The organism is Polynucleobacter sp. HIN8, from assembly GCF_030297615.1.
GTDB lineage: Bacteria > Pseudomonadota > Gammaproteobacteria > Burkholderiales > Burkholderiaceae > Polynucleobacter.
In genome coordinates, this window is record NZ_AP028139.1 from 1773943 (window position 1) to 1788424 (window position 14482).

At 45.7% G+C, this 14482-nt stretch carries 16 protein-coding genes and 1 tRNA gene; 7 read left to right on the forward strand and 10 right to left on the reverse strand.

All coding sequences use genetic code 11. The features are described from left to right. Window positions 1-73 precede the first annotated feature (73 nt). On the forward strand, window positions 74-1342 hold the full coding sequence (locus QUE65_RS09250; protein WP_286280819.1) for a putative Na+/H+ antiporter: 1269 nt from the start codon (window positions 74-76) through the stop codon (window positions 1340-1342). 136 nt (window positions 1343-1478) lie between these two features. On the opposite strand, the gene QUE65_RS09255 is transcribed toward QUE65_RS09250, so the two are convergent. After that, complete coding sequence (locus tag QUE65_RS09255) at window positions 1479-2393, reverse strand: 2-dehydropantoate 2-reductase (protein WP_286280822.1); 915 nt, start codon at window positions 2391-2393, stop codon at window positions 1479-1481. 46 nt (window positions 2394-2439) lie between these two features. Beyond that, on the reverse strand, window positions 2440-2934 hold the full coding sequence (locus tag QUE65_RS09260; RefSeq protein ID WP_286280823.1) for a DM13 domain-containing protein: 495 nt from the start codon (window positions 2932-2934) through the stop codon (window positions 2440-2442). 595 nt (window positions 2935-3529) lie between these two features. On the opposite strand from QUE65_RS09260, the gene QUE65_RS09265 reads away from it, so the two are divergent. After that, a tRNA-Met gene (locus tag QUE65_RS09265) sits at window positions 3530-3606 on the forward strand. A gap of 62 nt (window positions 3607-3668) precedes the next feature. Next, window positions 3669-3815, forward strand: coding sequence for a hypothetical protein (locus QUE65_RS09270; RefSeq protein WP_286280825.1), 147 nt, complete (start codon window positions 3669-3671; stop codon window positions 3813-3815). Between the two features lie 118 nt (window positions 3816-3933). Here the strand turns inward: QUE65_RS09270 and QUE65_RS09275 are convergent, their stop codons facing one another. Genes QUE65_RS09275 through QUE65_RS09290 form a run of 4 tightly spaced genes read right to left on the reverse strand, consistent with a single transcriptional unit; the run spans window position 3934 to window position 8143 of the window. Further along, window positions 3934-5190, reverse strand: a complete 1257-nt coding sequence (locus QUE65_RS09275) for a Coenzyme F420 hydrogenase/dehydrogenase, beta subunit C-terminal domain (RefSeq protein ID WP_286280827.1) — start codon at window positions 5188-5190, stop codon at window positions 3934-3936. After that, the gene (locus QUE65_RS09280) at window positions 5180-6505 is read right to left on the reverse strand and encodes a TRAP transporter large permease (protein ID WP_286280829.1); all 1326 of its coding nucleotides are present in this window, start codon (window positions 6503-6505) and stop codon (window positions 5180-5182) included. Before QUE65_RS09280 ends, QUE65_RS09275 begins: the two co-directional genes overlap by 11 nt. Further along, a complete protein-coding gene (locus QUE65_RS09285) occupies window positions 6498-7022 on the reverse strand; it encodes a TRAP transporter small permease subunit (RefSeq protein ID WP_286280830.1) in 525 nt (174 codons plus the stop codon). The genes QUE65_RS09280 and QUE65_RS09285 overlap by 8 nt, the downstream gene beginning before the upstream one ends. 20 nt (window positions 7023-7042) lie before the next feature. Further along, window positions 7043-8143 (reverse strand): TRAP transporter substrate-binding protein, encoded by a 1101-nt coding sequence (locus QUE65_RS09290; protein ID WP_286280831.1) that lies wholly within the window; start codon window positions 8141-8143, stop codon window positions 7043-7045. Window positions 8144-8355: 212 nt separating this feature from the next. On the opposite strand from QUE65_RS09290, the gene QUE65_RS09295 reads away from it, so the two are divergent. Further along, a complete protein-coding gene (locus QUE65_RS09295; RefSeq protein WP_286280832.1) occupies window positions 8356-9954 on the forward strand; it encodes a gamma-glutamyltransferase family protein in 1599 nt (532 codons plus the stop codon). Beyond that, window positions 9954-10625 carry a maleylacetoacetate isomerase gene (gene maiA, locus QUE65_RS09300; protein ID WP_286280833.1) on the forward strand — a complete coding sequence of 224 codons (672 nt, stop codon included), beginning with the start codon at window positions 9954-9956 and terminating at the stop codon, window positions 10623-10625. Before QUE65_RS09295 ends, maiA begins: the two co-directional genes overlap by 1 nt. Here the strand turns inward: maiA and QUE65_RS09305 are convergent. The 3 genes from QUE65_RS09305 to QUE65_RS09315 are packed head-to-tail and all read right to left on the reverse strand — an operon-like array spanning window position 10618 to window position 13308. Further along, window positions 10618-11550, reverse strand: a complete 933-nt coding sequence (locus QUE65_RS09305) for an AEC family transporter (RefSeq protein WP_286280834.1) — start codon at window positions 11548-11550, stop codon at window positions 10618-10620. The two genes, maiA and QUE65_RS09305, sit on opposite strands and share 8 nt — an antisense overlap. Before the next feature lie 7 nt (window positions 11551-11557). Next, window positions 11558-12082 carry a gamma carbonic anhydrase family protein gene (locus QUE65_RS09310; protein ID WP_215370222.1) on the reverse strand — a complete coding sequence of 175 codons (525 nt, stop codon included), beginning with the start codon at window positions 12080-12082 and terminating at the stop codon, window positions 11558-11560. A 23-nt stretch (window positions 12083-12105) separates the two neighbouring features. Beyond that, window positions 12106-13308 carry an ammonium transporter gene (locus QUE65_RS09315; RefSeq protein ID WP_286280838.1) on the reverse strand — a complete coding sequence of 401 codons (1203 nt, stop codon included), beginning with the start codon at window positions 13306-13308 and terminating at the stop codon, window positions 12106-12108. Window positions 13309-13420: 112 nt separating this feature from the next. Here QUE65_RS09315 and QUE65_RS09320 point away from each other — a divergent pair, with 112 nt between their 5' ends. Further along, entirely contained in the window at window positions 13421-13774 is a 354-nt protein-coding gene (locus tag QUE65_RS09320) for a Rap1a/Tai family immunity protein (protein WP_215370227.1), read from the forward strand. A gap of 24 nt (window positions 13775-13798) precedes the next feature. Continuing rightward, window positions 13799-14104 carry a glycine zipper domain-containing protein gene (locus QUE65_RS09325; RefSeq protein WP_251371846.1) on the forward strand — a complete coding sequence of 102 codons (306 nt, stop codon included), beginning with the start codon at window positions 13799-13801 and terminating at the stop codon, window positions 14102-14104. On the opposite strand, the gene QUE65_RS09330 is transcribed toward QUE65_RS09325, so the two are convergent. Beyond that, window positions 14096-14482: an OsmC family protein gene (locus tag QUE65_RS09330; protein WP_286280839.1), complete on the reverse strand. Its 387-nt coding sequence runs from the start codon at window positions 14480-14482 to the stop codon at window positions 14096-14098. The genes QUE65_RS09325 and QUE65_RS09330 overlap by 9 nt on opposite strands.

Sequence of the window (14482 nt, forward strand, 5' to 3'; positions counted from 1 at the left end):
TTCGTACGGATACTTTTGCTCTCGCTGTGCAAGGATTGAAATTCGTTCATCATTCCTGAAAATAGATAAATCCATGAGCAACCCAACTACCATTCAATTAATTGCGACCACGCTATTTGGTATTGCAGTATTGCATACCTTTTTAGCTTTTTATTTTGAACGGCTAGCCCATCGTTCACGGCACCACGCGGGTTTATTTCATCTCTTGGGTGAGGTTGAGGCTGTATTTGGCTTTTGGGCGATGGTACTGGTTGTTTTCATGGCGTTTATTCATGGCAGCACTAAGCCGGCCATCACCTACTTAGAGTCTCGCAACTATACCGAGCCATTGTTTGTGTTTGCCATTATGGTGATTGCGGCTAGTAAACCCATTTTGTACGTTGCCAAAACCATTGTTCTCGCAATTTCAAAACTGCTTGAAAAGTCGTTCAGATTACCGGCAGCTACTGCTAACTATTTTGTGACCCTGAGCGCCGTTCCCATCTTGGGCTCGTTTATCACGGAGCCGGCTGCGATGACCTTGGCTGCCTTTTTGCTGCGCGACACCATCTTCTCAAAAACCAATTCAACGAAATTGATGTACCTCACGATTGGGGTCTTATTTGTCAACATTTCAATTGGTGGAGCTTTAACAAGTTTTGCTGCTCCTCCCATTTTGATGGTTACTTCTGCTTGGAACTGGGATACGGCGTATGTATTTCAGACTTTTGGAATCAAGGCAACCATTGCGGTTTTAGTCAATGCCCTACTCATTACACTGGTTGTTCATAAGGACCTACCAAAGACTGCCTCAGCCCATCAAGAGGATCGCATGCCCTTATGGGTGGCCTTCACTCACCTACTATTTCTGTTAGCAGTGGTTGTTTTTGCCCATCATCCGGTGGTCTTCATGGGCTTTTTGCTCTTTTTCTTGGGATATACCCACGCTTACAGTGCCTATCAATCCCGACTGATTCTCAAAGAAGCGCTCATGGTGGCATTTTTCTTAGCTGGTCTTGTGGTACTTGGCGGACTCCAACAATGGTGGCTACAACCGCTATTAAGTGGCATGAGTAATACGGCTGTGTTTTATGGAGCGACCGCTCTTACTGCGATTACTGATAATGCCGCTTTGACGTATTTAGGATCCTTGGTGGAAGGAACGACCGAAGAGTTTCGTTATGCTTTAGTGGCTGGTGCGCTTGCAGGTGGCGGCTTAACAGTGATCGCAAATGCCCCAAATCCTGCGGGTTTGGCAATCCTAAAAGATTACTTTCCACAAAAGGCGGTATCCGCTCTTAAATTGCTGTTAGCCGCTCTGCCACCAACTGCTATCGCGATACTTGCTTTTCAAGTTCTTTGAATGGCCTGCCCAGCAGGAGTCAAATGTCGTTTTAAACGACATATTCCCAAACCTCACGGATGGGATATTCCTATGGTTAAGCTTGGCCGGGACTGAGTAGCCTAGAGCCAAAGACTTTAATTCTTTGATTTCTAGGCTAGGATCCCTTCATTTGTTTAACCGCAATCTGCGTATAAGCCATTTTGAGTAACTGACACCCCACACCACTTTTCTCACCCTTGATAATCATTTTTCCCAAGATGTGATCATGTTCGGTCTTTTGACCTGAAATTAAATCCCTCAACATCGAAGCAGTAAACGGCGAGCCCTCTTTGGTAAGCATCTCAATTGCTTTACTTCTGGGCACCTCTCCGATGCCATGACCATCAGCTCTAGCAATTGAGCAGCATTCTTCATACATCGCTAACGTTAATTCTTTGCCGTAGGGAGTTGAAACAATCTCACCTACCGAACCGCGACATGATGTCGTCATGCCGGCCAAGGTGGCTAGGAAAACCCATTTATCCCATAACACCTGCTCAATGTTTTCGCTATAAGCACTATTGAAATCCGCCTGTTTACAGAGCGCAATAAATTCTTTAGCTAAGGCCACATGCTCTGGAGATCGAGGTCCAACGGTCAACATATCCAGATCGGTCAATTGCCTGACAGCACCCGTATCTGTGATCATAGCCGCGATGTGCGCCACACCGCCCATGACTCTGGCTTTACCTAATTGTTGATCCAGTGCCTCCATATGAGAAAGCCCATTTAAAAATGGTAGTAATACGCCTTGAGAACTTGCTTTGATTAGCGACTTTAACGAATCATCTAAATCAAATGCTTTGGGGGCCAAAATGATCAAATCATAGATTGGTTCCAGCTGATCAGCTGTCACCACTTTGGGATGAACTGTAAAACTACCTTTAGGAGTTTCAATGGTCAGCCCGTGTGCCTGAATTAACTGATGGCGTTTTTCTCTAAGTAAAAAGGTAATGTCTGCGCCAGCATTTATTAACTTAGCTCCAAAGTAGCCACCGATTCCACCAGCACCAACAATTAATATTTTCATGGAATACCTTTTGAGTTTTAAAAACCTTGCGAAGGAAGGATCTTACCTACCTTACTGCCGTTAAATCTGCTGAGCCAATATACTCCTTAAACTGCTTACACCATATCAGAACGCTATTGACATCCTCAGGGTTTTGGGTCTTTAGAAGATAGAAAGCGGCACCATTGGGTTTTTTAATACGGCTGACTTCAATTTGCTGGGCGCTGAACTCATCGTTATCTTTGATAGCGGGCTTACTGCTAATGTAGATATGATAGTCTGGACCAGGGCTGGATCTAAAGTCTTCGCCAGATTGTAAGAACAGTTGATTGCCAACTTTGACTAAGGTCCACTCACCAGAGGAGTTGTGTATCAAATCTTGGCCCTTGGCGTTTTTATCAATCTGCCCTCGTTTAAGGATCTCACCTTCTACTTTTTGATTACCCTCAAAGCGAGCCTTAAGATCTTGTGCGTGACCACGGATTGCGTCAAGAAGCTGGGCACTTGCTGATATTGGGAGCAGAAGTGAAACAACGAGTAGCAAAAAACCAAATTTATTCATGAAAGATTTAATAGTTGTCCTGTAATTGGTATCAATATAAATCTTTAGATAAATGTCGTTTAAAACGTCAATTCTTATACAGAGATTTGACTAACTTTCAACAACATCAAATACCTTACCTCGAATTGTTCGGAAGATTAGATACAAAGTTATCAGATGTAACACCGCTACAAGCAAATTACTAATTACCACAGGATTTGTAAAGCTGCCCACTGTGAACGGCGTTGTTAATTTGTAGAGTACTTGAACTAGTAACAATGGCGCTACCAGTAATGGCATTGGCCTGAACAAAAGTAGTATTGAGACTAATAGTATTGCGCCATAAACCGATAGCAGAATTCCTCTAGCCGGACTGTACGATCCATAAACACTTGAAATCCGGGGTAAATCCCACATAAGACCCATACAGACTGGTATTAAGACCAACACATTGACCAGCAAGGAAACTTTAATCATCCTCTTCACAAATTCCACTCCTTTATGGGTAGATGATAAAGGGAGCCTGTAGCCACAACGGTTTGAGCCGTCAGACAGAGTCAGCCACAGTGGGCACATTCACACAGCACCACAGTCAATTTGCTACAATTCACAGTTCGGCGAATTAGCTCAGCTGGTTAGAGCGACGGAATCATAATCCGCAGGTCCGGGGTTCAAATCCCTGATTCGCCACCAAATTCTGCCCTCAGCTTGTCTGGGGGCTTTGTTTTTGGATGGATTATTGGTAAGGTATATCAATGATTTCTAGAACGTGGTGGATGATCTTTGGCTTTATTGCCCTTGGTTTAGGCTTTTATATGTACATTCGGGATCGAGACCTCATTGGTATTGTGATTGCAATCTTAATTTTGTTCGGTGCCTTTTCCACTAAACCCAAAAAATAGTTTGTTATGGATCTAAAAACACAACGAGAGCGCGATGAAGCAGTGAAGCGCAAATATATTTACAAACCCGTCTTCATTATTTTTGGCATCCTCAACCTCTTAATCATTGCTCTGTTTGTTATTTCTCTTTAGTTGTATTTTTCACTTCTTCTTTGATTTCACTGGTATTTGCAACTAGGCCGTAAGGTTTAACGAGTTGCCAAACATGATTGGGCACCATGTTTTTCATCTTCTTTGGCATTTCTCTGCGTAGGTGCAATACCGTTTCGATCGCTTTCATCTCAACGCGAGCTCTTGCAAACTCCAACCCTCGAGGTCCAATCTTGGGCATGAGCCACCCGACGATCGGTCTTAACCAATTGGGCATTTGACGCAGTGGTAAACCACCAGCAGCTAACTCAACGTTTTTCATAAACCCTTTAACAGGGCTTGCGCGATTACCAGCACTCTTTGGCTCAGTAAGTTTTATTTGATTGCCCAAAAGATTGAGTAGCTCTTCTCCCCGCTCATTACGAACAATCAACCACTGCTCCCCAGAACCACCCATGTAGCCAACCGTGATGTCTGATAGAGCATTGGTGTAATCCACGCAGGTTCTGCACGTCAATGGGAAAAAATCGGGTCTGAGTTTGGATAGTGGCAGCATCAGAAATGGAATTGTTTTATTTCGTCCATCTTGATATCTCAACTCCACATGGTAATCGGCCCTGAACTCCAGATAGGTAATGTCTTCTGGGCGCTCATCAATCAGTTGTAAAAACTCATGAAAGTTCTCGGTACTGGTGTTATCTGAACACGGTGTACCAATCACATAGAGTTTTTTTAGGCTTAATTCTTTTTCTAACGCTCTTAAGGCATAGACCTGACACGGAATTCCAATGACTCCTAGCCGTTGGTAGTTTCGCTCTCTTGCTACATCAAGGAGTGCAAGTAGTGGTGCGTAGCCCATCCGCATACCTCGCGCTTGATGAAGTTCTTGAGGATCTGTGATTAGGACGGGCATTGGTCGCCAACGATCATCCGGATCTGGTGCCATGGTCAAAATGGCATCAACTAAATCATTTTTTAGGAGTTGATTAGCAATCGAAGTGGTAATTCCGGTCCACTGCGCTCCGGCTAGTGGCTCATGCATACTTGCGCGGTACATCTTGCGATAGACTCCAAAGAAGAGTTCATCGCTGTGATTTAAAGTGCGCGACTGTCCATGAATTTCCTGCTCAAGGGATTCGTATTGAGGGTCAATAAACTGACAGGCTCGACCGCAACGCTTTGGGTCGGAGGAACGCGAAATACCGCAATCCGTACAAAGCTCTCGCTCGGGCGCAAGGCCCGAGTACGAAAGCGATTCAATACCAATTACTTTTTTACCATCCAATTAACTTAGGCAACCATAGTGAGATTTGAGGGAACTGGAACACTAAGTATAGTGTCACGCCCTGCATCGCAATAAAGGGTATGGCGCCTTTGTAAAGATGCTTAATTAAGACTTCGGGTGGAGCTACCCCTTTAAGATAAAAGAGGGCCCAACCAAACGGGGGGGTTAAGAAGGAGGATTGCAAACACACCGTAATCATCATCGCTACCCAAACTGGATCAGCGCCTTGCGATAACAAAATTGGCATAAATAATGGCACAGCAATATAGCTAATCTCAATCCACTCTAAGAAGAATCCCAAGACAAAGATAAGAAGCAACATCAGCCAAATATCACTATTAACACCGCCTGGTACAACATTAAATAGTTTGGCAATCAGCTCTTCGCCATTGAGACCTCGAAAAGCCAACGAAAAGACTTGGGCACAAATCAAAATAAACATCATCAGGGCACTAATCTTGGTGGTATCAACCATGGTTGCTTTTAGGCGCTCCCAAGTTAAGCGTCCAGAGAATGCTGTTACAAGGATCGCGCCAAATGAACCCATCGCAGCGGCTTCAGTAGGTGCAGCAACACCGCCAACGATTGATCCTAGTACAGCAACCACCAACATAATCGGCGGAACGACTACTTTCCAGAATCGAACCCAAAGCTCTTTACCGGAAACCTTGCTGCGCTCCTCAATTGGAATCGGCGGCATTAGCTCGGGCTTCATCAATCCTTGAATAAACAAATAGGTAATGTAAACAAACGTTAGCAATAAACCAGGCATGACGGCGGCAGCAAACAAAGTACCGACTGATAACTGCAAAATGTCCGAGAGCAGAATGAGGATTAAACTGGGAGGGATAATTTGACCCAGGGTCCCGGACGCCATAATGGTGCCGCAAGCAATTCCCTTGTCGTAACCTCGACGTAACAAGGTCGGCAAGGTTAGAAGACCTAGCGTAATGATGGTAGCGCCCACAATTCCGGTGGTTGCACCCATTAGCGCACCAAAGAGAATGATGCCAATTGCCATACCGCCCTTCACACCCCCAGCTAAATGGCCAATCACATCGAGTAAATCATCGGCAAGCCTTGATTTCTCGAGCATGATTCCCATGAAGATAAATAGTGGGATCGCCAACCATTGATAACCGCCAACCACACCGAATACACGTGCTGGCAAAAGGTTAAAGAGAGTGTCGCCAAATCCAATAAACCCGAATACGAAACCAACGGTAGCCAAAGAAATAGCAACAGGAATACCGATCATGAGCATGATAAAAAATCCGCCCAGCATTAGAAAGGCAATAATCTCTGTATTAAACATGGCTAGCCCCTTTATTCCCGGGACGATTGAGATATACCCGTATCGCTTCCGCAGCGCCCTGAAGGGCAAGAAGAGCAAAACCTACTGGTATCAGGCCCTTAATAAACCAACGCGCTGGTATGCCACCCGGGTCAGGTGATTTTTCACCAATCGAGAATGATTGTCCAACATAACCAATCGATACTTTAATAAAGATTAAAGCAATCAATACAGTCAGAATGGCTGAGACCATATCGACAATGTATTTCTTCTGCGGAGTGTAATTGGCGTAAAACAAATCAACCCGTACATTGTCACCACGGAGTAAGGCATAACTCATACCAAATAAAATCATGGCAGCCAATAGGTGCCACTCTAATTCTTGAGCCCATACACTTCCAAGGCTCATGGAATAACGCAAGACCACATTGATCACAATTAATAAAACAATCGACAAGGTGAGCCAAGAGGCCACCTTGCCGAATAGATCAATCAAGGTCTCAATGCGCGATGCAATCACTTCTGAAGCTTTTTGCACTGATTCTCCTGACTTATTAATTAACCACGTACTTTATTGTGGTAGGTGGCCTCACTGTATACCGCCCACGCATCGTATTTCTTCTTATAAGCAAAATAAGAATCGTGGACTTTCTTCGTCATCGGATCTTTTGCAGCCTCTTCATTTAAGATCTTCGTGGTTTCATCACGCATTGCTTTGACTACGGAGTCTGGTAAAGGCAAAGCTTGAACGCCTTGATTCTTGACCAAGTCTTCCATCGCATCGGCATTATTTTTCTGACACCAGGCCTCACCAATCACATTACAAGCGGCTGAGGCATTCTTCACAACCTCTTGCAAATCTTTGGGCAACTTCATCCATGCGGCTTTATTAATCAACAACTCAGATGTGGTTGCAGGTTCGTGCCAGCCTGTGGTGTAGTAAAACTTCGCAGCCTTTTGTAATCCAAGGCGACGATCTTGGAATGGACCAACGAATTCAGCCGCATCGATCACACCGCGCTCGAGTGCTGGAAAAATCTCTCCACCTGGAAGAACCTTAACGTCAACGCCTAATTTGGCATAAACCTTACCTGCCAAGCCAGGAATACGCATTTTTAAGCCCTTCAGATCGGCAACCGTGTTGATCTTTTTCTTAAACCAACCAGTCATCTGTACGCCAGTATTACCGCAAGGCATGGCCACCATACCAAATGGTGTGTAGACCTCATTCCATAAATCAATACCACCGCCGTCGTAAAACCAGCCGTTCATCCCTTGGAAGTTCAAACCAAAAGGTACGGCGGTGAAGTACTGAGCGGCAAATGTTTTACCGGTCCAGAAATAACTATTGGCATGATTCATTTCAACGGTTCCGGCTCGAACTGCATCAAAACCTTCAAATGCAGGAATCAATTCGCCAGCTCCGAAGACCTGAATCTTCAAACGACCGCCCGACATTTCCAGAATGCGTTTAGCTAAATCAGTAGCGCTACCTGGACCATCCATATAAAACGGTGCGCCTTTTGGATAGGCACTTGTCATCTTCCAATTAAATGTTTGCGCAGATTGAGCCTTTACAATGGCAGGTGCTGCAAGAGCGGCGCCGGCAACCCCGGCTCCTATACTGGTACTTAAAAATTTGCGACGACTTGAACTCATTTGTTTCTCCTTAGTTATAAAAATCTCAAACAACATATGGCGATGAAATGAAGCACTCAATTCGAGCGATTTGCCAGAATCCATGTATCGATTTCATAAATCAATGTACAGGGAAAATACCGATGCACTTGTACACTATTCCCAAAAGTAGTGCATTGATTCGTTAATTTGGGGAATATCCTCTTCATTCTAGTTCAAAGGAAATTATTGCTATGCAACCAAAATGGGGTATCCGTGGAATGGCCGTTGCGCCCCACTCGCTCGCTTCACAATCAGCACTTGCTGTCTTGCGCGAAGGGGGTAATGCCCTTGAGGCTATGATTTCTGCAGCTGCCACCATTGCGGTTGTTTATCCACATATGAACTCAATTGGTGGCGACTCTTTTTGGGTGATTCATGCACCTGGTAAAGCAATGGGTGGCATCGACGCCTGCGGCGGTGCCGCTGGTTTGGCTACTCGCTCGTGGTATCAAGAGCAAGGAATCACGGGAGCTATTCCATTTCGCGGGCCAGTCGCAGCGAATACGGTTGCAGGCACCATTTCAGGATGGGGAGCAGCCTTTGATCTTTCCAAAAAGAGCTTGGGTGGCAGATTACCCTTATCCCGTTTACTCGAGGATGCGATTCATTATGCTGAACATGGTGTCCCAGTCACCCATAGTCAATCTGCCCTCACTGAGAAAAAACGGGTTGAGCTGAGTCCACAACCTGGATTCTCAGAAACCTTCTTAGTAAAAGGCAAGTCTCCAGCGACTGGCAGCGTGTTTTATCAAAAGCGACTTGCGAATACCTTACGTCAAATCGCCAAAAAAGGGACCAATGATTATTACCGTGGAGAGCTCGCAGAGCTAATCGCAAAAGAGCTTAAACAGTTGGGCAGTCCACTGCGCCTTGATGATCTGCAACGCCACCAAGCAAAATTGATTAACCCCCTACACCTAGCGCACAGTTTGGCAGATGTGTACAACATGACGCCTCCAACCCAAGGGGTAGTATCACTAATGATTCTAGGCATTTTGGATCAACTCAAACTCAAGCAATTTGCAGTCGACAGCCCAGAATATGTTCATCATTGTGTGGAGGCCACCAAACAGGCGTTCAAGATCCGTGATCAACATATTACGGATCCTGCCTATATGCAAAAGCATGCCCAAGAATTTTTATCGCACAGCTTTTTAAAAACACTCGCCAATCAAGTAGATCGTCAACGTGCTCTGCCTTGGGGCGCCGGTCGAGGACCCGCAGACACCATTTGGATGGGCGTAATTGATGGCGAAGGCCGGTGCGTTTCTTTCATTCAAAGTATTTATCATGAGTTCGGCTCTGGAATTGTTTTACCAAAATCAGGCATTAACTGGCAAAACCGCGGTTGTAGCTTTTCATTAGATCCTAAAGCGCTTAATACCCTATTGCCTTACCGCAAGCCATTTCATACCTTAAATCCTGCACTTGCATTATTTAAAGATGGCCGGTCTATGGTTTACGGAACGATGGGTGGTGATGGCCAACCACAAACCCAGTGCGCAGTATTTACGCGAACTGCCATCTATGGACTCGATCCTCAAGATGCGATTAGTCGTCCCCGTTGGCTTCTGGGCCGCACGTGGGGACAAACCAGTGATACGCTGAAATTGGAATCCCGTTTTGATCCAGCGCTAGTTCAACAACTTCGAGAGATGGGACATGACATTGAGATCTTGGCTGAGCTTGATGAAACGGTTGGACACGCGGGTTGCATTATTCGTGAGCCATCAGGCATCCTCAAAGGTGGCTGGGATCCAAGAAGCGATGGTGCGGTAGCATCGTTCTAATGAAACCAACTCTGTATAGCTTCTGGCGGAGCTCCGCTGCCTTTCGGGTGCGGATTGCACTCAATCTCAAAGGGATTGAATATGAGGTAATTCCGGTTCACCTTCGCAAGGGCGGTGGTGAACAGCTCCAAGAATCCTATCAAGCTCTAAACCCAAATGGTTTAGTACCGCTCTATATTGATGCAGGTGTTACCTTGCATCAATCAGCGGCCATCATTGAATTCCTCGAGGAAAAATATCCTAAACCAGCCTTATTGCCAACCAAGATCGAGGATCGAGCATGGGTTCGTGGTTTGGCTCAAGATATCGCTGCGGATATTCATCCCATCAACAATCTTCGCGTTCTACGGTATCTCGTTGGAAAACTCGGAATTAGTGATGAACAGCGTTTAACCTGGTACAACCATTGGGTCGACAAGGGGCTCGCCAGCCTTGAAAAACGGCTTTCAAAAGATCCGCGCGTTGGTCAATTTTGTTATGGCGATCAACCGACAATCGCTGACGTTTTTTTAGTACCGCAAGTCTTTAATGCCTTCGATGCCAAGATTAGTTTTAGTGGTTATCCGACCTTACACCGTATTACGCAGAATTGCATGCAGCTCCCCGCGTTTATCAATGCCTCTTGGGAGCACCAAGTGGATGCAGAAGGAAAAAATCCAGAGCCTAGCTAGGCGTCATCCACCACACCAAAATCGATAGCGTGAATAAAGAGCCTAGGGTAGTAATTAATACAACACGTGAGATCAGGGAACCGTCGGCTCGGTAATATTGAGCTAGCATGAATGGGCCTGTGCCCGTTGGTAAAGCACTCACCAAGACAGCCGCATAGACCCAAAATGTTGGCAATCCTAAGATCGGATCAGCTACCACCCAAACGATGAATGGTTGCAAGATCAGTTTTACAAACACCAGACTCCAAGTGGTCTTTGCGGGTGCGGCAGTTTTTTGAACTAAAAATAATCCAATTGAAACCAATGCACAAGGACTAGCTGCGGCTCCTAAAAAACTGACAAACTGGCGCAGTGGTCCATAGAGCTCTAAACCAGTTGTTGCCCAAAGAGCCCCACAAAAAGGTGCTACCAATAGAGGATTGGTGGCTAAGGATTTTCCAACCGTTTGAATAATTTCACCAAACGGCTTTTTGGCGTGCACACCAAGCTCAATAAAAATAATGGCTACTGCAAAGAGTGCGCACACCACAATCAAGGTTGCAATCACGGCGGGTCCAAGGCCGCTCTCACCAAAAGCGAGTAGTAGTAGCGGAATGCCCATATACCCAGTGTTCGCATACGAGCCACTCAAGCTTTGAAAACTCGCAACGGTCCAATCTTTGGTCTGAATTCGGTAATAAATCAGGAGTGCTAAGTAGACTAAGATCGCACCCGAGCTAAACGCAATAATGAATCCTGGTTGCCAAAGCTCCTGCCAATTACTGTGCGCAGTAAAGTCAAACATTTGCGCAGGCAATGCAAGCCACACGACAAACCGATTGATTTCGGTCGATGCGTTTGGACTTAATTTACCCGTTTTGCCGCAAATATATCCTGCCAAGATTAGGGCAAAGATCGGAATAATGACGTTAAGAACGTGAAGCAATGAAAACCTAGGAAATTTTCTTGAGGGTTTTACGGTAACGTGCAGCGTTCTCTACGTAATGCGAGGAGATGCGATTCATCTCAGCAATTTGCTCTGGACTTAATGATTTGACTGCTTTTGCAGGTGATCCAATAATTAAAGAACCGTCCGGGAATTCTTTTCCTTCTGTGACTAACGCACCAGCACCAACCAAGCAATTTTTACCAATCTTGGCACCGTTAAGGACAATCGCGTTAATTCCAATCAGGCTGCCATCACCAATCGTGCACCCGTGCACCATAGCCTGGTGACCAATCGAGACGTTCTCGCCCAAAGTTAGCGGCCACCCATAGTCAGAATGCAAAACTGCAGAATCTTGAACATTGGTACCGGCCCCAATCCGAATCGGCTCGTTATCGCCCCGAATCACCACACGTGGCCAGACATTGGCGTTTTTGCCGAGATGAACACGCCCAATCACCTCGGCAGAGTCCGCCACCCAGGCGCCTTCGCCTAATTCTGGAGATATCCCATCTAACTCATAAATTGCCATGCCCTAATTATAGAGAGTCTGGGCTACCAATTAGAGTCACGATCTGGGGTGGCAGAGATTTTATGAATACTCAGGTCAGCGCCGTCGTATTCATCTTCTTGAGACATCCGAATTCCAATCGTTACTTTAAGAAGTCCGTAAACCAGGAAACCCCCAAGCAGTGCAATCGTCACCCCCAATAGACTCCCGATCGTTTGGGCAAGGACATTGACTCCACCAAGTCCGCCTAACGCAGTGCTGCCAAAGATTCCTGCTGCGATTCCGCCCCATAAACCACATAAGCCATGCAACGGCCAAACGCCCAGCACATCATCGATCTTCCAACGATTTTGTACTTTAGTGAACATGTAAACAAATAAGGCACCAGCAACTAATCCGACGATGAGCGCACCCAGTGGATGCATTAAATCGGAGCCGGCACAAACCGCCACTAATCCTGCTAGCGGTCCATTGTAGGAAAATCCTGGATCATTACGTCCTACAAACCATGCTGCAAGAGTGCCGCCAACCATGGCCATTAGAGAGTTCAGGGCAACCAAACCGCTCACTTTATCAATGGTTTGCGCACTCATCACATTAAAACCAAACCAACCGACTGTTAGGATCCAAGCGCCTAATGCTAAAAATGGAATGCTTGAGGGTGGATGTGCTGCAATTTGACCCTCTTTCGAATATCGCCCACGTCGCGCACCCAATAACAAGATCGCTGGCAAAGCCAACCAACCACCAACCGCATGAACCACGATGGACCCGGCAAAATCATGGAATTCATCGCCGGTCAGCTCTTTAATCCAAGTTTGAATTCCATAATGCTGATTCCATGTAATGCCTTCAAAAAATGGGTACACAAAACCAACAATCACAAAAGTAGCAATTAATTGAGGATTAAATTTGGCACGCTCTGCGATTCCACCGGAAATGATGGCTGGAATTGCAGCAGCAAATGTCAGTAAGAAGAAAAATTTAACGAGATCAAAGCCACTTTTCTGAGCGAGCAGTTCAGCGCTGAAGAAAAAATGAACACCGTAAGCGATGCTGTACCCAATAAAGAAATAGGCAATGGTAGATACTGAAAAATCCACCAAAATCTTAATTAGGGCATTGACTTGATTTTTCTTGCGAACGGTACCAAGCTCTAAAAATGCAAAACCGGCATGCATCGCCAACACCATAATTGCGCCCAACAAAATGAATAGGACATCTGCCCCAGATTTCATTGCATCCATGAAATACCCCTACTTTTATTAATTAGTTTTGAGTATTATGTTTTGTAGTGGGGCAATTGATTCATCAATTTGCACCCATGTGGTGCAATTTTGCTTTTTTAAAGGACTAATAATGAAAAAACTGTTTTTATTGCTGGGGTTTGGCCTTGCTTTGAGTTCGCCAACAATGGCCCAAAATCAAGCCCTAAGTACGCAAGAGCTCGTGAAGTACTGTCAATTGCCCGCCAGCTCGGAATACCGATCATTTTGTGTTGGTTACTCAACGGCGATTTACGACACTTATTTAGTGACACGCCATCCCACCAATGCAAAACCTTTCATTTGTTTAAAGCAACCCGCCCCTCCGATCGATAGCGTAATCGCTGATTACGTCAATTGGGCTAAGCAAAATCAGCAGTTCGCCAATACCCCTGCAGCAGATAGCGCACTTCGATATCTTGCTGGCCGCTACCCCTGTGGCAAATAGTCATTTCTTTAGGAGAACGTGATCATGAAAAAATTTATTCCCATCATTCTTGGTTCAGCATTGCTAATCAGTGGTTGCTCCAATATGGACACTACTCAGCAGCGTACTTTATCGGGTGGCGCAATTGGCGCAACCGCAGGCGCTGTCGGTGCTGCGATTTTCCATAGCAACCCAATTTGGGGTGCGGTGGGTGGCGCAGCAGTTGGTGCAGCCTCTGGCTATGTGTATGACATGTATGAGAAAGACAAGCAAGCCCAATACAACAAAGGCTATCAAGCTGGTAAAGCAAGCTCTACCAACTCCAGTAGCTCCTCATCGGGCTCAAAGTAATTCAGTATTAATTTCAATCGTGCCAGTAAGTGCCTTATGAACAGGGCACTTATTGGCAATCTCCAGTAGACGTTGTGATTGTTCCGCGTCCACCACGCCCACCAGCTTGATGGAGCGTTTAAATTTTTCGATGTCGTTAACTCGCTCAATATCGACGGTTACGATTGCATCTTGCAGATCCCACGATTTTCTCTGGGCGTACATTTTGAGGGTCATGCCTGTGCAGGCAGCTAAAGCAGCACCTAGATACTCATGGGGCGATGGGCCTGAAGAATTACCACCCTTCGCCTCATCAATATCGGAGACAAAATGATCATTGCCGACCTCAAGGGCCTGCTGAAAATGACCGCTACCAAATCGAGATACCACTGCTCTCAT

What these genes read in the sequence shown, in the direction of transcription:
- QUE65_RS09250 (WP_286280819.1), top strand. Translation starts at nt 74, where the DNA reads ATGAGCAACCCAACTACCATTCAATTAATTGCGACCACGCTATTTGGT.
- QUE65_RS09255 (WP_286280822.1), bottom strand. Translation starts at nt 2,393, where the DNA reads ATGAAAATATTAATTGTTGGTGCTGGTGGAATCGGTGGCTACTTTGGA.
- QUE65_RS09260 (WP_286280823.1), bottom strand. Translation starts at nt 2,934, where the DNA reads ATGAATAAATTTGGTTTTTTGCTACTCGTTGTTTCACTTCTGCTCCCA.
- QUE65_RS09270 (WP_286280825.1), top strand. Translation starts at nt 3,669, where the DNA reads ATGATTTCTAGAACGTGGTGGATGATCTTTGGCTTTATTGCCCTTGGT.
- QUE65_RS09280 (WP_286280829.1), bottom strand. Translation starts at nt 6,505, where the DNA reads ATGTTTAATACAGAGATTATTGCCTTTCTAATGCTGGGCGGATTTTTT.
- QUE65_RS09290 (WP_286280831.1), bottom strand. Translation starts at nt 8,143, where the DNA reads ATGAGTTCAAGTCGTCGCAAATTTTTAAGTACCAGTATAGGAGCCGGG.
- QUE65_RS09295 (WP_286280832.1), top strand. Translation starts at nt 8,356, where the DNA reads ATGCAACCAAAATGGGGTATCCGTGGAATGGCCGTTGCGCCCCACTCG.
- maiA (WP_286280833.1), top strand. Translation starts at nt 9,954, where the DNA reads ATGAAACCAACTCTGTATAGCTTCTGGCGGAGCTCCGCTGCCTTTCGG.
- QUE65_RS09310 (WP_215370222.1), bottom strand. Translation starts at nt 12,082, where the DNA reads ATGGCAATTTATGAGTTAGATGGGATATCTCCAGAATTAGGCGAAGGC.
- QUE65_RS09315 (WP_286280838.1), bottom strand. Translation starts at nt 13,308, where the DNA reads ATGGATGCAATGAAATCTGGGGCAGATGTCCTATTCATTTTGTTGGGC.
- QUE65_RS09320 (WP_215370227.1), top strand. Translation starts at nt 13,421, where the DNA reads ATGAAAAAACTGTTTTTATTGCTGGGGTTTGGCCTTGCTTTGAGTTCG.
- QUE65_RS09325 (WP_251371846.1), top strand. Translation starts at nt 13,799, where the DNA reads ATGAAAAAATTTATTCCCATCATTCTTGGTTCAGCATTGCTAATCAGT.
- QUE65_RS09330 (WP_286280839.1), bottom strand. Translation starts at nt 14,482, where the DNA reads ATGAGAGCAGTGGTATCTCGATTTGGTAGCGGTCATTTTCAGCAGGCC.